Consider the following 17,955-nt stretch of genomic DNA (forward strand, 5'->3'; position numbering starts at 1 on the left):
AACTTTTTCGCCACAGCACCCGCAAAACTCACCATTCTCATAAACTTCAATGATTCCTTTTTCGCACTTACTACATTCCTCACCAGTATTCAGCAACCAGTTACCTTTGTTAGACAATGTTCATCCTCCTTTTGTAAGTTTGAGGTCATTCTTAAATCAATTAACTTCCCCCACTGTTCGACTTTCTTTAAAGTTGCTACGTTATTTTCCCCATATGCTATTAATACAGAAGGTGCTCCAGCATTAGCTTTAGCTCGCACACCGTCAACATGATAAAAGTGCAGCCTTCCTTTAAAAAACAGTAGCGCATCCGCTTTGTTCCATACGTGATTGAAGAACATTTCTGTTTCTGTTCTAGCGAAAATAAGAGCTATTCCATTACCGTGATCAGCAAGTTTGTCCAACCATTTAGTAGTTTCACGACCGTAAGGAGGATTAAGCCAGACCCGGCCGCTCCAATCAGTATTAAGCCCGTTATCCAAGATCGATAAATGTTTATTTGCAGTGTTCCAAGGTCTATCAATAGGAGCGCAAGGGTCTAGATCAAACATTCCTAGTGATTCAACGATCTCTGGAGGCGTAAGCCATTCATCTTTCCCCATTGCTGAAGAATGATGACCACCCATTCCTGTGTTTTTAACTTCTATTTTCACATTATTCCCCCTCAAAATAGTAGTAAGTAAATCCCCGCCCATATCAGGAGTGACATGGGGAGGGCGTACAGGATGCCGCGGAAGAAGTTGCCTTGTTCCATCGTTTAGCCTCCTATCGATTCTTTATAAAATCAGGAATCTCATCATACTTCTCAGACCACAATGCATTAGCAACATTTAGCGCATATTCATCCGTCATATATCCAATAACTGTTTGCGCTTTTTCTTTCGTTTCATCCTCTGAAGGGTTATAAGTTAAACCTCTTAACATGTCTATAACTTGACTCTGATGCGGTTCTCCGACTGAATGAACAATCGCTCTCGCTTGCTGAAGGTCAGTAATTGAATCCTTCTTATCCATCCTTGTATCCTCCTTATAGGCGGTAGCCTAAATAATATTGAAACCAAATTTACATTTATTCGTAGTAATACCGAGGTGATAATAATGAATTCATACCACTTAATCGCTATTATTTTTTGCTTAATTGGACTATCTACTTTCATTTTTCTTGAATCAACGTTGTACTTCGTTTATTTCACATTAACCATCGTTTTCTTTTTTATTGGAAATACAGAGGCTAAAAAGAAAGATAAAGAAGAAAAAAGTTAGACCGGGGGATATCCTCTCATATTCGTCTGTTTGTACATTGGAACCGACCAGATATACTTAAAAACTTACTCGAGTACAACACAGGATCCTGAACAAACCTGGTGCCTTGTTCTGCTGCCACCGTATCTAATAGCAAGGTACAAACCTCTGCTGGGTTATATCCTTTATTTGCGATCAGCTTGGCTGTCATTTTGATTACTTCCTTGTCACCCTCGCTGATCATTACGTGATTACTTTTCATGGTGCCTCCTAAAATAAGCTCATTTGCTCCCAATCTTCCTCAGGTAATAGTTCAGGTGGTGATTCTTCAACAAGCGCTTGCTCTTCCTTTTGGGGAATCGTTTCGATAGGTTCATAGTCAGTGAAATAATGTTTCTGAAAAATTCCTCTTAGCTTCTTACACTCAGGATCCTCATAGAACCATACTTGAGAAGAAACTTTGTCATGTTGTTTCAAATAATAATGCTTGCCTTCTAAAGACCAAAATCCTCGCTTGCTTGTCCACACTAAGAAGGCTTTATAAACTTGACCATGTTCTAAATCTGGATTAAGCTCAGGTGGCTCAGGAGGACGCACAGGATCTTCTTCTACTATCTCTTGAAAGAAGTCCTTCTCGTAACAGCCGAAATGCGCTCCTTGGTTATCAAACTTACTGACATAGACATGCGATTCTCCGTTAGGAAAGATGAAGTACTCTTTTTGCTCCTGCAGTAATGCGGTATCGCCAGTCTCTATACAAACGGCCTTCATGATTTATCATCTTCCAAAATCTCCGCGTGCTCTTTAATGAGCCTCGAAAACAATAGGGCAACGACTAGATACATAGCGAATCCAAAGTATTTCATGCCCCTAGCCCCTGTAACTGATCAACGATGGCTAAGTAATCCAGTGACACCCTACCCTGTTTCACTTCATATGCATTTGCCTCAAAATCGACAAAAGGAATGCTTTTACCTCCACCAGCTGCAGCTTTAATGTAATACTCGTTAACAAAGCTAATAGGGCAATAGAAAATCTTGTGATGTTTCCTAAACTCCACAATTAGGAAAGAAACGGCCCCATGCTTATCTGAATCTATTAGATGCTTTAATTGATGAGCAGCTAACATATCTAAAGGAAAACTAGGCTTTTCTGTACTCTTTGCCTCAAACACAATTGATTTACCTTTGTAAGTACCGTCATAGTCAACAGTAGATTTAACATCAAAGTGCGCTTGAGTGATTCTTCTCCCTGCTGACTTCAATATCTTTACTGGTGTAGGTCGCTTGTTAATTAACGCTATCTGTTGGTTCTTGTACTGCGTGTTGATTATGTTGAGAAGCATTTCAAACGCTTGTCCTCTGTTTGCGTAGGTTGATTTCATCTTTTCACCTCCGCGGTTACATCTCCCGACAACATTTTCAATTTTGCATCCTGTAATGCACGAATAACTACATCAACGCTCTCAGACTTCTCAAATATCATTCTTACTGGGGTTTCTTCAATACTGACCACTTTAGGGACTTTAAAAGTATTTTTTGTACCTATGGGCCTTGGTGCAGTATTGTTGAAAAAGCAAACAACACCGACTCTACTTTCTGGCCTCATTAAGCCTGTTCCAACTTCTATATCTCCGTAACCAAATGTCAATTGTTTGCTATCGTTTATATCTGATATAGGCATTAGTTACCTCCGCTTTTTATGATGATCAGAACGGTAAATCGTCGTCTGATATATTAATAGGTTCACCGTCATTAGCAAATGGATCATCGTTATATCCGCGATTGCTGTTAGTTGACTGGTTTGTATTTGTTCTTGAAGAGGAATCGGATGCGGAATTATCTGCCCTGCTTCCTTTTGGCTCCAAAAATGAAACCGTCTCTGCTACAACTTCAGTCACATAGACCCTTCGACCTTCGTTATTGTCATAGCTTCTGGTCTGTATGCGTCCTGATACACCTGTTAGGCTTCCTTTTGACAAGAAATTCGCTACATTCTCAGCTGGTTTCCGCCATACCACGCATTGAATGAAATCAGCCTCTTGATCTCCGTTACCGTTTTTTGAAAGTACGATTGACAGCAAGCGTGAATGTTGCGACCGCTATTCCATTAGGTGTGTATTTGAGTTCTGGATCCTTGGTCAAGCGACCAACGAGAGAAACATTATTCATCATGAGGTTTTCACCTGATCACAAATGAATTTTGTGGCTTTAGATAAGCTATGACACAGCTCGTCTACTCCATTCACTTTTGCGATATAGCTCGATCCAAAAGGAATAATATATCCCGCTTCCTTATCGTCTACAGAAATAATTACTCCTGTAGCCATATGATTAATCTGAATCATTAAATCGCCTCTTTTCTGTTTAATTCGTCCATGAAATTGATATTAGATGCCTGTTGCACTAGCTGCTGTTCGTGAAGCAAATCTATGAGATCAAGCTCATGTCTTTCTTTTTCCAAGCATGTTGGACCATATCCAATCATTTGGCTTTTTCTCGACCTTAAAGGTCTGTTACAACGTAAGCATGTGTAGTAAAGCTTCCCGTCCTTTGAAACCACGTCTTTGGCAAGTAGTTCATCGACTGTTTGGTGTTGATCAATCATAATACCAGCAGAAGCTAATATCGCATGACATATTGCCAAGGCAGCTGTATCTCCTTCGCCAGTGCCTAACTGATCTGCACCGATCTTTTGATATGGCTCAACAATCGCTTGGTGCTTTTCACCAGGAATGAAAGTCAACTTAACTGAACCTAAATCCTCTGCAGCTTCCATGGCCTGATTCAGATCGTCTGTAGGTGTATAGCGCCCCATTCGATGTACTGATTCACCCTCTGCGTTGTACCAAATTACAGCTGATGTCTTACCCGACTTGGTTATGTTAGACCAACCATTGACCTTAGTAGCAATTAAGGCGTTTATAATCCGTTTCTGTTTGTGATCCATATCCTCATCCCTCTCTTAGTAGGTGTGCTGCTGTTTCCTCTCTCTCAGCTCCCGTAACATGTCTTCAAAGGTCTGCTCGTTACTATCATCATCCGGAGTTTGAGATTCTCTATTGTTCTTCTCTTCTTCAAACCACTTAGGCATCTGGTCTTTTCGTTCGTTCCGCCTACCGCCAAACTTCTTCTTTTGCTCTGATTGTTTCTGGATCGCCAGTGAATCAAATCTTGCTTTATCTACTAGCTTGCCTGGTGCAATAATCTTTGATTTCCAGAAGGCATCAGCATGAGCAAATTCCATTACCTCAATGATTTTTTTGGGGGATCTACCAGAGTTGAGTATTCTCTGCATATCGTACGTCCATTGGGCCATATCAGGCTTGCTGAAATCAGGCATTATTTTTAACATGCTCTGCAAAAACTTCTCTGCAAGCTCTGCAGCTGGACCCTCCTGCGTTTGATCGTTATCTGAGTCTCGTTGGTGCTTGTCCAAGATGTACCCAACGCAATAGGATAAACTGTTGATCCGATCCCTCGAGTGTTTTGGTTGATGAGCCGAGAACATCTCTTGCATTAGTTCAATTGCTTTTTCAACTGGAACACCTGTATTTAAAATCTCAGTTGCTGATTGCTCGTCATTAGGTGACCAGTTGAAACCGCTACCTCGTAATCTGACAAACTCATTTAAAAGATCAATTTTCATAGATTCAGAATTAGTAGCAGCTTCTTTTAATTCTTTATTCTCTTTGTCTTTTAAATTGTTATTTATATTGTCTTTTAATATAGAGGGATCATTTTTGGAATGCTCCGTTCCATTTTCTGAACGTTCCGTTTCATTTTTGGAATGGTCGTCGCTATCTTGCGTTCCATTATCTGAATGGTGCGTTTCATTTTTGGAATGCTGTATTCCATTTTCTGAACGACTCGTTCCATTATTGGAATGGTCGGTTTCTGATTTATTCCACTTTTTCGACTTCATTACATGGATAATGTTTCCCCTTGTACTAGCCTTAACAGAGATATAACCCTCTTTTTTTAATAGATCGCAGTGCGCTTTAACTGTTGGAATCGGAATGCCTAATTCATCATGAATGATGCGGAAAGGCACCGGATTACCATGAAAGACCACACCACTACCTTGTCCGTCTTTTGACTCTCCGGTCGTACGATCAATTAGCCATAGAAACACCCATATTGCCTTTCCAATGCGTTCTCGGTGCTCTGGTGACATCAGTCCCGAATACACTCTGAAATAAGTGTCGGACATTAAAGGACCTCCTTACTCTTCCTCTATTCGCTTGCACATGACATAAGGTCTGGAACCTGCTTTCACAGGCTCCATTTTGACTAGCTGCATCTTAGGGTGGTATTTCTTTAAGAACCCAGTAACATAGCTTTTGTAAAGCTCTGCGGGGTTCTCAGAGTCTTTGCAGAATCCGTAATAGCACATGGGTAAAGCTATCCTATGCTCACTCATTATTTTCCTCTGAAGGTGGTTCTACGTTACTTGAGTAGTCACCGAATGGGTCATCATTAGAGCTACTAGAGACTGCATTTTGCTGTTTCTCAAGTTCCGCTTCTAAATACTCTTTGACCTTTTTTATATCTGGTAAAGTCCAATTTCTCGGGTCTGAATCAATCGCTATTTCGAATAGCGCAATAGAGTGCATCTTCTTATCATCAAAACCTAGCTTTTCTTTTAGTTCCTTAATGGCTTTTGAGTGTTGCTTCCATTCATCATCAGTGTTTTTCTGAGGTGCTTGAGTGTCGATAGCGTTGTTTTTATATTGGTGATTCTGTTCTAAACGCTGTAAATTCGGATCATCATATTCCAATGAATACTGCTTGGGCATTTCTTCTTCTGTCACTAAGCCACTAATATTAAATTGACGTTTTAGAACAATGACTTCAGCAACTTTTTTAATCATGGCACTTGGATAGCTCTTCCAAACAGGATTTGAACCAGCAGCGTTGTTATATTCTCTAAAGTCCACAACCGCAATAGCCGGATCGCGCCCTTTCTTTTTACAAATAGCCCATGCTCCAGTAATTTCTCCTCTATCGGATCCGAAATCATGGACCATTTCATTAGTCATTGGATTAAATGAAAAGTTATCTTTCTTTCTAATCTCAAAACTATTCATACCTTCAAAATCAGGGTCAGTTTGAGCGACCTTTAGATATCCATCACGACTTGTCATGATGATGGGGTCTACACCTTCATAATCAATTTCGCCATTTTCTAAGCGCTTGTAATCATAATTCCCTTTGTTATCCTTTTGTTTTTTAGGACGTTTTATGAACCATATTTCTTTTGTAAAAGGATCTAGTTGGTAACGTTGTGCCAAGTGCATAAACATTTCTAACTCATCGTTTGTAGCACCTTTTGCAACCGTTCTGCGTATAACCTCAACCTTCTCTTGTGAAAATTGAAGTAGACTGCCATTAGTCATTGCTAATTCATTTTTTTCTTGAGTGGCAACCGATGTATCTTTTGTTTCTTCTGCCAATGTAAGAACCTCCTGTGGGTGTATTTGCAATCTCAAGGAGGAAAGCCTATACTATGTTTAACGAGTAAGCATAGACGTTCCAATGAGTCCTCAGACAGCCATCTGATGGGCTCTTTTTTCTTTGTGCATGATATAAAATAGTCTTTCTACTTCTCTAGGAGTGATATCAAGTTGATGAGCTACCTGAGCACACCCTCTATCGGTTCCTAGCACCGCTACATGGTTATATAGGTAAGTGGCTTCCCCATTTCCTAGAGGCTTCTCTCGTCCACCTGGTGTTTTGTACGTCATACCGTCGCACCTCCAACCAAACGCTGATTTAATTGTTCAACCTCAGTAATTGTTCCGGTGTAAGTCAAATCATCAATTAAGGACTCCAATAGATTCCTTGCTTCAACAACGTTCTCCGGTTTAGGATCTCCCTTAAGTAATTCAAGAGCATCACGAACAGTAGACCTTGTTTCCGCTAACGACACAGTATGTCCCAACATATGAACAGCTCCTTTTCAGTTTTAAAAATAATGAGTGCAGCTGCACCGTGAGACGCACAAGAAGGGGATGGACTTGAACGCCTCACGGCAAAGCTGAGCTTGCCGTCTTGATCTGTTTTTGATAAGATCAAATTATCCAATTAAAGTTTTATCTTGCGAAGCGCTAACTGTTCCAGCAGTGAGTGCTTTTTTTAATGGGTGATGCATGTTCTGGTGGGCTATGCGTGCTCTTTCTACTCGATCAGCAAGCTTTCTTAATGAATCGCTGTTCTCTACTTCTCTGCAAAGAGCTACAAATTTCCCATGTCTTCTAAGCGATTGAGTAATGTAGATCATTTCCTCTGAGTCAAAGTCCTTCTTACCTTTCACAACCTTGTCCAAAATTAGATCAAAACGTTTTTGTTCAAAAGAATATCTTTTAGGCCTTATTACTTCCATGGCTTCAATGATCATTTGCTGATCCTTGATATTAAGCTGTAGGCGCTTTTTCAATACATTCAACCTCCTGTAATAATCTGCATAGCACTTTGTAAGACGTTTAATCCATCCCCTGTTGCGATATAAGCAATAATTAAATCTTTTGCGTTACACGCTTCAGCCCATTGAATCATTTGGGGGAAGCTAGGTATTTTTTTGCCTGTCTCGAATTTTGAAACGCACGACTGTGATAGGTTAAGTTCTGTAGCAAATGCCCTCTGATCCAATCCTGTCTTATCCCTCATAGCGCGCATCATGGCGCTGAGCTTCAATTTCATTTCACCCCCTTTCATATTCCAAAATGGAATATATGACGTTTTGGAATCAAACCAGTACTAGCAATTTAGTAAAATATATTTAGATGAAGTAGCTTGTACTATATTGTTCAGGGCACTTATGCCCTTTTTTGAATTTCTTCACTTTTCTGTTGCTCACGATTTTTCTTTATTAATCGTGGCACTGAGGTTTTAAGAAGAAATTTTGCTAAATTGCGTAATGCTTGATCGGATGGCCCTTCTTGTTTGCTCATTTCTGAAGCCTCCCTTCAATGTGATATCTATGTGATGTGTACAGTTGGACTAACCATGTAACTTAGACTTATTATTTATAGCGTTTTTCGCAACACTGACTTCAAAAAAATTTTCTACTTTCTGTCCGAAAAATTTAGCTAATAGAAATATTTCATTAGCTAAAAACGGTTGCTTGCCTTTTTCTTTTCTATAGTACGAATGTAAAGTACTACATCCAATGACTTTAGCCATCTCTTTTTGAGAAAGGTTTTTGTCTTCTCTTAATTTTTTTATCTTATTGATGTCAACTACTGCCATTAATACCACCTCCAATTAGCGATAATCGCTATCTTATAACCTAATAATACATAGCGATTTTCGCTAAGTCAACAACAAAATATCATTTTTCGCTATTTTTGTTTTATCTTTCGCAAAAAATGCTATAAATAATATATACTTAATCAAAATGAATCGAAGGAGCATGGCATGAAAGCTGAGAATATATTAGGGACTAGGTTAAAAAAATTGCGCGGAGAAAAGGGATTTTCTCAAAAAGAATTTGGTGCAATTTTTGGTTTAACTAATTTTCAAATTTCTCGTTATGAAAAAGGAACCGCGAATCCTGATCCCGACTTAATAACTAAATTTGCAGATTACTTTGAGGTTACGACTGATTATTTATTAGGAAGAGTAGATGAACGAGACTCTTACATTTCAATTGCATTTGAAGATGGAGGAAAAGAACCTCTTTCTGAAGATGAGAAAGAACATCTGGAAGAAATGCTGAAGAACTTTAGAGAAACAAAAAAACGTTGGTTAAAAGCACGTGGCTTAACAGAGGATGATCTTTAACTAGTGTTATTACATTATATTTTATGAAGTTATTAGCCCTTGGGCTATTTCTTTTAAGTAAATATACGAACATACATTCTAAAAAAGGGTGATAAAATTGCGTTTTGCAACTCAGAGAGACACAAATATAAGTAAATTCTATAAGCAACACAGCATCTTAACTGTTGAACAATTAGATATAGAATACTTAGCCGATATTTTTAGATTGGAAATCAATTATGGTGATTTTAAGAGTAAAGTTATTTATGAAGGACCTTTCGCTATTATGGCATTGACAGAAGGAAAATCTATTGAAGAAACAAGAAAAACATTTTTTCACGAGTTAAGTCATCATCTCAATCATTATGGCCGCCAAAAAAAGATGAGCAACAGCTTCAGGGATTTACAAGAATCATCAGCTTATTGGCTCTCTCTCTATTACGCTATGCCTTTGCATATATTTGAACCGCTGCTTATTAAACACAAAGATCCTGAATACCTTGCAGAATTATTTGAGCTTCCTAAAGGCATGGTTATTGAACGCATTGAATCTATACGCCGGGAACGTTCTAGATCTGAACAACACGACTTACACACGCGTAAAGAATTTGTACATCGACTTAAAAGTAAGAGTTTACAACCTGGAAAGGTACATGATGGGACTCTATTAATCTTAAATCAATTAAAAAATCAAGTTGGAGAAGAAAGGATGAGTAATGATGTTAAACGTTTACTTTGATGAGTTAGACGGAATATTAAACCCCCAATGGATGCTGATAACCACTAAGACAGATGAGGAGTATATGAGTGTTACAATTGACTCGCCTTTTGAGCGATTCTATCAAGAGGATTTTCACGACGAAATGGCTATTATTACAGTTACTTCTGGAGCTATGACAAGAGACCCTTTCAAAGACCGGCAATTCAGTATTCATATTCCAACGGTCAAAATAGATATGACATCAAATGATATTCATCCAGATAATATATATCAAGCTGATTACTTTTTGATTAGGTTGGAGGATTTAGAAGAACTACTTCAATTTGATGTGAGTAAGTATTTTATTATTTGAGGTGATTTTATGAAATGCGCTATCTATACTCGAGTATCGACTGAAGAACAAGCAAAAGAAGGTTTTTCTATCCGAGGTCAAAAAGAAAGATTAGATATGTTTGCTCAATCTCAAGACTGGGATATATATGACTACTATATTGATGAGGGGAAATCTGCTAAAGATATTGATCGTGATGAACTTCAGAGAATGCTTGAAGATATAGCTAATGACAAAATTGAAGTAGTACTTGTATACAAATTAGATAGGCTTACAAGGTCTGTGATGGACCTTTACAAGCTCTTAGAAAAATTTGAGGCTAATGGTTGCATGTTTAAGTCTGCAACTGAAGTCTTTGACACCACTACTCCAACAGGAAGATTATTTATTACTCTTGTTGCTGCTGTCGCTCAATGGGAACGAGAGAATCTTGGTGAACGTGTAAAATTCGGAATGGAACAAATGGTCGAAGAAGGTAGATGGCCAGGTGGTCCCCCTCCTTTTGGGTTCAGATTAAATGAAGAGGATAAATTAATCGTTGATGAAGAAGAATCAGGATTATATAAATATATGTATGAACTATATGAAACCTTTCATGGTGATTTCAAAATATCGAATATATTGAACCATGAATTACAAGTCAAAACTAGGAAAGGTAATGATTTTAGTGCTAAGACTGTTAGAGACATTATGAAAAATCCTATAGTATATGGTGCCTTTAAGTGGTCAGGGAAATTATATGATAATTTCGCACCTGCAATTGTGCCTAAAGACCGCTATGACAATGTTATGGAACTAAGAAATTCCAGGAAAAATCACCATCCACAGAATGTAGCTTCTGATTATATTTTCACTGGTGTTGTAAAATGTGCTAGATGTGGTGCGCCTTTGAAAGGTGCACTTAGAGATATCAACGGTACGAAATACCGTTATGTAAATTGTACTAACCAGCGTGAAAAGAAATGCGACCTCCCTTTAATCCGTGAATCCAGCATTGAACTTTATTTCCTAAATGAAATCCAAAATCAACTAAAACAATTCCATGAAATTGCCTTTGAAGTTGGGAATGAACCCGACCAGGCGACAGTAAAAGCCAATTCACATATTAATCAGTTACAAAAACAATTAAAAACAATTAAAGAACGAAAAAAGAAATGGCAGCTAGCCTTTGCTAATGATGTTATTGATCTGCAAGAGTTAAGAGAACATACAACAAGTGATCGGAAGCGGCAGGAAGAGATTGAGGCAGAATTAATCGAATTAGTAAAAGACGATCCTCAAAATACATCAGAGGAAATTGTGAAAGCTTTAACCGATTTTCTTGGTAACTGGGATCTATTAGAACCAATCGAAAAGAAACATAGTGTAATGCTCTTCCTAAAAAAATTTGATATTGACTGTGATAATGGAAAAGGGATCAATTATAAGAAAAGAAAGCTATACCTTTCTAACTTTCAGTACATCTAACCTTTTTTTGTGCCCATTGCTACCTTAGCTGTTCCTTTAGTTGGAGCTATACTCATTCCTGTTGCCGTTAAAGCGGGGCTACCGGCAATGGGGACCGGGGTGGCGATTGCGATTGCGGGTCAGGGTATGGCGTTATCTTCTGATTACATGATTAAGATTGCACCGATGCTTAGTGCTACCGCTGCGGGCGTTGAGGTTTCAGCTGTTGCTGATAAGGCGTTGATTCTTTCGCTCATTACAGGATTAACTGCTCTTGTTTTGGCTTACTTTCGCTTAAGAAAAACATTCCAGTCCCCTTCTATGCGCCATTTGCAGCATTGGATGAAGCTGAATGGAACGGAGCAGGTTACAGCTACAAGAACACAATCGGCAGCTGAAGCCAAAACGAGCCTCTTTTTTGCTATTCTTGTTCCTGTTGCCTTTTTGGCAGTGGTTGTTTATATGGTGTATGCCACGTTTAGTGGGGCTGATTCTCTTGAGGGTGGTGCGGGAGCTGCATTAATTGGCGGAGTGGCGATTCTGATTTTGATTGCCGCTGCTACGGTTTATAACTGGAGACAGTCATTAAATCAGGTGAGCGAGCATTTAATTGAAGGGTTCACATTTGCCTTTCGAGCCATGGGTCCGGTTATTCCGATTGCAGGCTTTTTCTTTCTTGGAAGCGGGGAGATCTCTGCTCGAATTTTTTTACTTGAAGAAGGAGTGCAAGCCCCGTCCTTTCTATTTGAGCTAGTTGAAGCTGGACAGCAATTCATCCCTGATAGCCCTCTATTTGCGGGGTTCGGATTATTAATTGTTGGTATGGTCACGGGGCTTGACGGATCTGGTTTTTCAGGGCTACCACTAGTTGGAGCCTTGTCTGGTGCATTAGCTCCAACGGTAGGTGTGGATGCTGCAACACTTGCAGCGATTGGTCAGATGGGGGCTGTTTGGGTAGGCGGAGGAACGTTAATTGCATGGTCTTCGATTGTTGCTGTAGCCGGGTTTGCCAAGGTTTCTGTGATTGAGCTGGTTCGTCAGTGTTTTATTCCTGTTATGTCTGGATTAATCCTTTCCACTCTGATTGCTATTTGGTTGTTCTAGATAAGGTGATGGACACAATTTCCGGCCGGTTAAATAAACGAATTGGAATGACACTGTTTCCTAGCCCGCGGTTTACAATCATGGTTGTTCCATTGGATTCATATGGGCCACTTGTATACGTTGGAAAAAAACCTTGATCTGGGGCGATTAAACCACCAAGAAAAGGGATTCTGATTTGGCCTCCATGTGCATGTCCAGCTAATACCACATCAATGGCTTCCGCCGAGTAGGTTAAAAAATGCTCTGGACGATGTGATAACAGAATTGTATAGTTCTCTTGATCGAGACTGGAGCTTAATGCTGCCCGGATTCCGGTTTCTATTGCTGCTTTATTTGAAATTCCTTCCGAAAAAGCTGGATCTTCTATTCCTGCTAATTGAATAGAGGCATCACCCTTCTCAAGAAATACGGATTCATTTTCTAATATAACTGCACCTGAGTGAGTCAGCTGTTGTTGAAGTTCATCGTACCTATTGGAATGCCATTCGTGGTTACCTGTTACGTAATATACTGGTGCTAGGTCTGTCAGTTTTTCGATTAATTGAATAGCTGGATTTGCATCATATCTTCGGCTATCAATAAGATCTCCGGTAAACACAATAAGGTCTGGTTGCTCTTCTTCTACACTTTGCGCTAATCGATCCTGGTTTCGACCAAAGATTTTATTATGTAAATCAGATAAGTGAATGATTTTATAATCATTAAACTCGTTTGGAATTGAATTAGATTCTATTGATAGATGTGTAGTTGATAGGGTATTTTGTTGATAATAAATAAACATAGCGAGCAATATACTTGTAGCAAAAAATATGGTAATAATTAGCCCTCGATAGCGGTAGATGGTTGTGATCATGAATACGTTCAATCCCCTTAATGATCTATTACATTATTATAATACAAAGATACCTCTTTATACTGTTATCTACAGCAAAAGAGGTATCTGAATTATTACTTTTCCTTTTTTTTCTTATCATTCTCTTTTTTGTTCTCGTCTTTATCCTGATCTATCGTTCCGTCCTCTAAACTCCTGTCAAAGAGATCCTTTATTTCTTCTTCACCTGTTTTTTCTTGGTCTTTATTTTTATCACTCATCAGAACACTTCCTTTCTGTCTATATAGATACTTACCCCTTATGAGAACATGTTAAGCGTTAATCTTCTTCTAAAAATTCATGTACTCGATTTATAGGCACAGCTAATCCAACAGAATCTTCTTCACTCATAAAGCCTGGAATGGTTTTCGCATAGACCACTCCAAGTACCTCTCCCTCTTCAGAAATAACTGGACTGCCGCTATGACCTTGAAAGATACTGGCTTCAATCTGAATAGCATCATAGAGTTGATCACTATCAATGATAGAACCTTGGATCGAAATCTGGTTGTGGGTTAGTGGATTTCCAATAATATAAACCAGTTGATTTCCAGATGCGGAGGATTGACTTAATGGAAGGAAGGGATGTTCTGAATCAGACTCTATCTTTATTTTAGCCAAATCTAATTCCTCATCTTCTTTTTCAATCTCCCCTTGATACTTCTCGCCCTCTGAAGTTGTCACAATAAGCGGGCCCTCTCCATCCGCAACATGGTGATTGGTTAGTAGCAAACCGGACGCATCAAAAAAGAACCCCGTCCCTCTAGATTGCCCCCTTTGAATGGTAACAACGGTTGATTTATACACCTCAAGCTGTTCATTATCCGACAATTCTTCTGACTCGCTGACAAGCTGCCTCGCATCCTGCCCGTAGTGCTGTAATAGAAACGCACCGGCATTGCCAATTAAGATAACAGACACAAGAATGGCGCCTAGCTTCACCCACCATTTTGATTTTTTTGACTTTGGGGATGCATCAGGCAAAAAATCCTCTGGCTCCGGTTCGCCCTCCATGCGTTCTTCTGGTAATCGATCGTCTTGCTTCGAATCGTGATCTGACATTTTTATCACCTCAAGCTAAAAAAGACCTGATCGAATCAGGTCTCAGAATCATTTGAGTTTTCTTTTTGTGAAAGAGCGGAAAGTTCTGCGAGTAAAACATGCTGCGGCATATGAACGAGATGTTCGATTGGAACTTTAAGATGCGCTGCAAGCTTTTGTGCTGTTTCTGGTGATAATTGTAGTGGTCTCATTACCTAGTCTCCTTTACTGTGAAAGTAAAGCTCCGATAATACTTTTTTAACTGAGCTTGCCGTTTTAATTGTGCCAAGTCCTGATCGATCCAGTTCAATTGATTTCATAGCAAGATCAGGTCTCATCCCACATACAAGTAATTCCGTACCAATCAGAGCTAACACATCTCGTAATTGGTAAATGCCATCGACAACTTGATCATCAAAGGTTTGCAGACCAGATAAATCAAGGAGCAATGTATCAATTTGTTTGGTTACTACTTCTGAGGTAACATTTCGAAACATCTCTGTAAACCGCGGCCCGTCAATCTGTCCTATTAAAGGTAAAATGGCCACTCCACTCATGAGGGGCACAACGGGTGCAGAGAGGGAGCGAATTTGCTCTTGAGACTTTTTAAAGCTTTCTAGCGCTCGCTTTTGATCAGTAATATCCTTTTGTACACCGACAAAATAATGTTTATCTTCTTCTTCAAGATATACAGGATCAATGGTCAGCTCGTTCCAGAAAGTTTCCCCGTTTTTTTTATAGTTTAATAGTTCAATTGTGATTGATTGATGATTTTCAATCGCCTGGCGGAGAAGTCGGACAGCATCTGGATCTGTTTCCTCACCTTGTAGAAAACGGCAGTTGTTATTAAGTGTCTCCTCTACTGAGTAACCTGTCATTGACGTAAATCCTTCACTGACATAAATAATTTCGTTGTCTGGAAGATCTGGGTCGGTCACGAGTATGCCTACCCTTGTGAAATCAAGGATCTTAACTAAGAGTTCGGCTTGTTCAATAATCGCTTTCAACTAAAAACCTCCATTTGGGCACTTCTTGTATATATTTAACACTTTAGAGTCTCGTTCGTTGCTTGAAGCTATTCTTTGAAATATAATAAGATAATTCTATCCTAACTTGTTTAGTAATTCCGGTCAATTATTTGCCTATTAGGATCTGGAGGGATACATATGAAACCAATATATCGTGAAGACGTGCAACATCGTTTGCAGGATTTTTTTAATCAACCTGTTTATATTCACTTAGAAACGACCAATGGGGCCTATGCCACACATTTTGATGCCAGTTTTTTCTCCGCGAGTGCTTATATTCGGAATGCTAAGGTCACTATAGAAACCGGAAAGATCCTTGGTGAGGGACCGTACCGAGCAGGACTAAAAATTGAGCTTGGCTGGATCTATGCAGAGGGGCTAACTCATTTTGAGGATGAAGAACCCGGCCGACTTTTGCTTGCAGGTCATGGGGCAGAAGGTAAACTGGCTGTAGCCTTGCAAATCAGTCACACACCCTTTGAATAATAGATAGGAGAGATTACGTGATGAAACAAGAACGGCAAGTACTGGTTATCTTCCCGCATCCCGATGATGAAGCGTTTGGCGTTTCAGGAACCATCTCTGCACACCGTGCACAAGGTACCCCTGTTACGTACGCGTGCCTAACACTTGGAGAGATGGGTAGAAACTTAGGGAACCCACCTTTTGCTACTAGAGAATCACTTCCTAAAATACGAAAAAATGAACTATTACAAGCTGCACAAGCAATGGATATTCAAGATTTACGTATGATGCGATTACGAGATAAAACCCTTGAATTTGAAGAAGATGAGAAGCTGAAACAAATGGTTATTGATTTAGTTGAGGAACTTAACCCTTCTTTAGTGATCTCTTTTTATCCAGGTTATTCTGTTCACCCTGATCATGAAGCAACAGCCCGCGCAGTTGTTGCTGCCCTAGCTGAGCTTCCTCCCGCAAAGAGACCCGTTTTACACTGTTTAGCTTTTTCTAATGGACATGAAGAAGAAATAGGAGAACCTGATATGATTCATGATGTTAGTGCGTACGCTGAGCAGAAAAAGGATGCGATGCGTGCCCATCTTTCTCAAACAGCTTGGATGCTTGCAGATATGGAGCCAAAATGGAATGATGGAGATCCTGAAGCTCTCGCATGGCTTCAACGCGAACGATTCTGGACATATCGATTTGATGATTAAAGAAATGAGGTGAGCGCAATGGCACAAGAAAAAGCTTTACTGCTTATTGACGGATTTAACTTATTAAGCCGTGGTTATTTTGCAACGGCCTACGGCAAGGAGGAGGCGGATCTCCCAAAGACAGAAGATGGCCTTTACACAAATGGACTTCGCGTTTTCTGGCAAAAGCTGTTTCAACTCATTAGCAAGCATGACATCTCTCACCTTGCCATTGCCTGGGATGTTAAACGCGAGGAGTCTATTCGTAGAATAAACTTTCCAGATTATAAGGCAACCCGAGGCGAATTGCCTGAACCGTTAATTCAGCAGTATCAAACATGTTTAACATTAATTGAAGAGTTCGGGATAAAAGAACTGACCACTCCCCCATACGAAGCTGATGACGCCATCGGGGCCATCGCATCCATTTGGGAACGTGAAGAGACCGGACCTTGTTATATCTATAGTAACGATAAAGATCTTCTGCAGCTATTAAGTCCGCAGACCTCTCAAATCATTGCAAGTAAACAAGGAGAGCACATCTATTCTCTCAGCCATTTCCAAGAAGAGTACGGAATAGAACCTGTTCAATGGCCAGATGTAAAAGCCCTACTTGGTGATAAAAGCGATAATATTCCAGGTTGCGCCGGCATTGGCCCCAAGACCGGATTGCCTCTCATTCAACGATACGGCACAATAGAAGGAATCTATGAAAATATCGATTCACTAGAGCCACAATTCGCACGGTGCTTAAAAAAACTCCATGCCGGCCGTGAACATGCACATGTCAGTAAAGAGCTCGCAACCATTATTTGCGAGATTGAAAGCCTAGCTGATACCTCCTTTGCTGACTATGAGATCCAGCTTCACTCTGATACCGTCGCCCAGGTACTCAAACCATACTCTATTCGCACGACATATCAGCAACCATTATTTTAATATGAATGAGTAAGTGAAAGTACTATACAATATTGAATAAATCTATTCATTTTCCTGCCTAGCCCATCCATTTTATGGGTGGGTTTTTTAATGAGGAGACAGGGGTTCTTGGTAACAGAGGGCTAATTCTTGGTGTGCGGAGCTTCTTTTTTGGTATTGCCCTCCGGCTCTTGGTAAGGCGCTCGAGCTTCTTGGTATGGGGGGCTTCTTTCTTGCTATCACCCTCTGGCTCTTGGTAAGGCGCTCGAGCTTCTTGGTGTGCGGGACTTCTTTCTTGGTATCGCCCTCCGGCTCTTGGTAAGGCGCTTGGTC

Annotated in this window: 30 protein-coding genes and 1 pseudogene; 9 read left to right on the forward strand and 22 right to left on the reverse strand. The window is 39.8% G+C overall.

All coding sequences use genetic code 11. From position 1 onward, the window contains the following. Positions 1-89: 89 nt before the first annotated feature. Positions 90-653 carry a DNA N-6-adenine-methyltransferase gene (locus FN960_RS09020; protein ID WP_260681963.1) on the reverse strand — a complete coding sequence of 188 codons (564 nt, stop codon included), beginning with the start codon at positions 651-653 and terminating at the stop codon, positions 90-92. A gap of 112 nt (positions 654-765) precedes the next feature. Next, the gene (locus FN960_RS09025) at positions 766-1,014 is read right to left on the reverse strand and encodes a hypothetical protein (RefSeq protein WP_143848370.1); all 249 of its coding nucleotides are present in this window, start codon (positions 1,012-1,014) and stop codon (positions 766-768) included. Between the two features lie 84 nt (positions 1,015-1,098). Here FN960_RS09025 and FN960_RS22800 point away from each other — a divergent pair, with 84 nt between their 5' ends. Then, positions 1,099-1,263: a hypothetical protein gene (locus FN960_RS22800; protein ID WP_185970981.1), complete on the forward strand. Its 165-nt coding sequence runs from the start codon at positions 1,099-1,101 to the stop codon at positions 1,261-1,263. Between the two features lie 16 nt (positions 1,264-1,279). On the opposite strand, the gene FN960_RS09030 is transcribed toward FN960_RS22800, so the two are convergent. From FN960_RS09030 to FN960_RS09090, 15 genes and pseudogenes are all read right to left on the reverse strand, one after another. Further along, on the reverse strand, positions 1,280-1,504 hold the full coding sequence (locus tag FN960_RS09030) for a hypothetical protein (protein WP_143848371.1): 225 nt from the start codon (positions 1,502-1,504) through the stop codon (positions 1,280-1,282). Between the two features lie 8 nt (positions 1,505-1,512). Beyond that, complete coding sequence (locus tag FN960_RS09035) at positions 1,513-2,013, reverse strand: hypothetical protein (protein ID WP_143848372.1); 501 nt, start codon at positions 2,011-2,013, stop codon at positions 1,513-1,515. Between the two features lie 91 nt (positions 2,014-2,104). Next, positions 2,105-2,626, reverse strand: a complete 522-nt coding sequence (locus FN960_RS09040) for a Holliday junction resolvase RecU (protein ID WP_143848373.1) — start codon at positions 2,624-2,626, stop codon at positions 2,105-2,107. Continuing rightward, complete coding sequence (locus FN960_RS09045; RefSeq protein WP_143848374.1) at positions 2,623-2,925, reverse strand: hypothetical protein; 303 nt, start codon at positions 2,923-2,925, stop codon at positions 2,623-2,625. Before FN960_RS09045 ends, FN960_RS09040 begins: the two co-directional genes overlap by 4 nt. Positions 2,926-2,950: 25 nt before the next feature. Continuing rightward, a pseudogene (ssb, locus tag FN960_RS09050) lies at positions 2,951-3,416 on the reverse strand (single-stranded DNA-binding protein). Next, the gene (locus FN960_RS22805) at positions 3,413-3,589 is read right to left on the reverse strand and encodes a hypothetical protein (RefSeq protein WP_185970982.1); all 177 of its coding nucleotides are present in this window, start codon (positions 3,587-3,589) and stop codon (positions 3,413-3,415) included. The pseudogene ssb and the gene FN960_RS22805 overlap by 4 nt, the downstream one beginning before the upstream one ends. Beyond that, positions 3,589-4,191 carry a DUF6011 domain-containing protein gene (locus FN960_RS09055; RefSeq protein WP_143848375.1) on the reverse strand — a complete coding sequence of 201 codons (603 nt, stop codon included), beginning with the start codon at positions 4,189-4,191 and terminating at the stop codon, positions 3,589-3,591. The genes FN960_RS22805 and FN960_RS09055 overlap by 1 nt, the downstream gene beginning before the upstream one ends. A 15-nt stretch (positions 4,192-4,206) precedes the next feature. After that, the gene (locus tag FN960_RS09060) at positions 4,207-5,454 is read right to left on the reverse strand and encodes a phage replication protein O (RefSeq protein WP_143848376.1); all 1,248 of its coding nucleotides are present in this window, start codon (positions 5,452-5,454) and stop codon (positions 4,207-4,209) included. Between the two features lie 202 nt (positions 5,455-5,656). Further along, a complete protein-coding gene (locus FN960_RS09065; RefSeq protein ID WP_143848377.1) occupies positions 5,657-6,697 on the reverse strand; it encodes a RecT family recombinase in 1,041 nt (346 codons plus the stop codon). Positions 6,698-6,787: 90 nt separating this feature from the next. Then, entirely contained in the window at positions 6,788-6,988 is a 201-nt protein-coding gene (locus tag FN960_RS09070; protein WP_143848378.1) for a hypothetical protein, read from the reverse strand. Beyond that, positions 6,985-7,188, reverse strand: a complete 204-nt coding sequence (locus FN960_RS09075; RefSeq protein ID WP_143848379.1) for a hypothetical protein — start codon at positions 7,186-7,188, stop codon at positions 6,985-6,987. The genes FN960_RS09070 and FN960_RS09075 overlap by 4 nt, the downstream gene beginning before the upstream one ends. A 132-nt stretch (positions 7,189-7,320) precedes the next feature. Then, complete coding sequence (locus FN960_RS09080; RefSeq protein ID WP_143848380.1) at positions 7,321-7,680, reverse strand: hypothetical protein; 360 nt, start codon at positions 7,678-7,680, stop codon at positions 7,321-7,323. Between the two features lie 5 nt (positions 7,681-7,685). Then, entirely contained in the window at positions 7,686-7,943 is a 258-nt protein-coding gene (locus FN960_RS09085; RefSeq protein ID WP_185970983.1) for a helix-turn-helix domain-containing protein, read from the reverse strand. 116 nt (positions 7,944-8,059) lie between these two features. Beyond that, the gene (locus FN960_RS23170; protein ID WP_260681967.1) at positions 8,060-8,194 is read right to left on the reverse strand and encodes a hypothetical protein; all 135 of its coding nucleotides are present in this window, start codon (positions 8,192-8,194) and stop codon (positions 8,060-8,062) included. A gap of 49 nt (positions 8,195-8,243) precedes the next feature. Further along, positions 8,244-8,492, reverse strand: coding sequence for a helix-turn-helix transcriptional regulator (locus FN960_RS09090; RefSeq protein WP_143848382.1), 249 nt, complete (start codon positions 8,490-8,492; stop codon positions 8,244-8,246). A 168-nt stretch (positions 8,493-8,660) separates the two neighbouring features. On the opposite strand from FN960_RS09090, the gene FN960_RS09095 reads away from it, so the two are divergent. From FN960_RS09095 to FN960_RS09115, 5 genes are all read left to right on the forward strand, one after another. After that, positions 8,661-9,026 (forward strand): helix-turn-helix domain-containing protein, encoded by a 366-nt coding sequence (locus FN960_RS09095; protein WP_143848383.1) that lies wholly within the window; start codon positions 8,661-8,663, stop codon positions 9,024-9,026. A 97-nt stretch (positions 9,027-9,123) separates the two neighbouring features. Then, entirely contained in the window at positions 9,124-9,744 is a 621-nt protein-coding gene (locus FN960_RS09100; protein WP_143848384.1) for an ImmA/IrrE family metallo-endopeptidase, read from the forward strand. Then, positions 9,722-10,078 (forward strand): hypothetical protein, encoded by a 357-nt coding sequence (locus tag FN960_RS09105; protein ID WP_143848385.1) that lies wholly within the window; start codon positions 9,722-9,724, stop codon positions 10,076-10,078. Before FN960_RS09100 ends, FN960_RS09105 begins: the two co-directional genes overlap by 23 nt. 9 nt (positions 10,079-10,087) lie before the next feature. After that, a complete protein-coding gene (locus FN960_RS09110) occupies positions 10,088-11,524 on the forward strand; it encodes a recombinase family protein (RefSeq protein WP_143848386.1) in 1,437 nt (478 codons plus the stop codon). A gap of 87 nt (positions 11,525-11,611) precedes the next feature. Then, positions 11,612-12,607, forward strand: coding sequence for a hypothetical protein (locus tag FN960_RS09115; RefSeq protein ID WP_143848387.1), 996 nt, complete (start codon positions 11,612-11,614; stop codon positions 12,605-12,607). Here FN960_RS09115 and FN960_RS09120 read toward each other — a convergent pair. The 5 genes from FN960_RS09120 to ytvA all read right to left on the reverse strand — a co-directional run bounded on the left by FN960_RS09120 (position 12,591) and on the right by ytvA (position 15,526). Further along, positions 12,591-13,460, reverse strand: a complete 870-nt coding sequence (locus FN960_RS09120; protein ID WP_185970984.1) for a metallophosphoesterase — start codon at positions 13,458-13,460, stop codon at positions 12,591-12,593. The two genes, FN960_RS09115 and FN960_RS09120, sit on opposite strands and share 17 nt — an antisense overlap. Before the next feature lie 95 nt (positions 13,461-13,555). Next, positions 13,556-13,699, reverse strand: coding sequence for a hypothetical protein (locus FN960_RS22810; RefSeq protein ID WP_185970985.1), 144 nt, complete (start codon positions 13,697-13,699; stop codon positions 13,556-13,558). A gap of 58 nt (positions 13,700-13,757) precedes the next feature. After that, on the reverse strand, positions 13,758-14,540 hold the full coding sequence (locus FN960_RS09125; protein ID WP_143848388.1) for a S1C family serine protease: 783 nt from the start codon (positions 14,538-14,540) through the stop codon (positions 13,758-13,760). A 35-nt stretch (positions 14,541-14,575) separates the two neighbouring features. Then, positions 14,576-14,731 carry a YycC family protein gene (locus FN960_RS09130; RefSeq protein ID WP_143848389.1) on the reverse strand — a complete coding sequence of 52 codons (156 nt, stop codon included), beginning with the start codon at positions 14,729-14,731 and terminating at the stop codon, positions 14,576-14,578. 3 nt (positions 14,732-14,734) lie between these two features. After that, positions 14,735-15,526 carry a YtvA family blue-light photoreceptor gene (gene ytvA, locus FN960_RS09135; protein WP_143848390.1) on the reverse strand — a complete coding sequence of 264 codons (792 nt, stop codon included), beginning with the start codon at positions 15,524-15,526 and terminating at the stop codon, positions 14,735-14,737. Positions 15,527-15,685: 159 nt separating this feature from the next. Between ytvA and FN960_RS09140 the strand changes: the two genes are divergently transcribed. Genes FN960_RS09140 through FN960_RS09150 form a run of 3 tightly spaced genes read left to right on the forward strand, consistent with a single transcriptional unit; the run spans position 15,686 to position 17,643 of the window. Beyond that, the gene (locus FN960_RS09140) at positions 15,686-16,033 is read left to right on the forward strand and encodes a YojF family protein (protein ID WP_143848391.1); all 348 of its coding nucleotides are present in this window, start codon (positions 15,686-15,688) and stop codon (positions 16,031-16,033) included. Between the two features lie 20 nt (positions 16,034-16,053). Further along, positions 16,054-16,725: a bacillithiol biosynthesis deacetylase BshB2 gene (bshB2, locus tag FN960_RS09145; RefSeq protein WP_143848392.1), complete on the forward strand. Its 672-nt coding sequence runs from the start codon at positions 16,054-16,056 to the stop codon at positions 16,723-16,725. A gap of 18 nt (positions 16,726-16,743) precedes the next feature. Beyond that, on the forward strand, positions 16,744-17,643 hold the full coding sequence (locus tag FN960_RS09150; protein ID WP_143848393.1) for a 5'-3' exonuclease: 900 nt from the start codon (positions 16,744-16,746) through the stop codon (positions 17,641-17,643). The last annotated feature ends 312 nt before the right edge of the window (positions 17,644-17,955 follow it).

It is taken from the genome of Alkalicoccobacillus porphyridii (assembly GCF_007293315.1).
GTDB classification, from domain to species: Bacteria; Bacillota; Bacilli; order Bacillales; family Bacillaceae_D; genus Alkalicoccobacillus; species Alkalicoccobacillus porphyridii.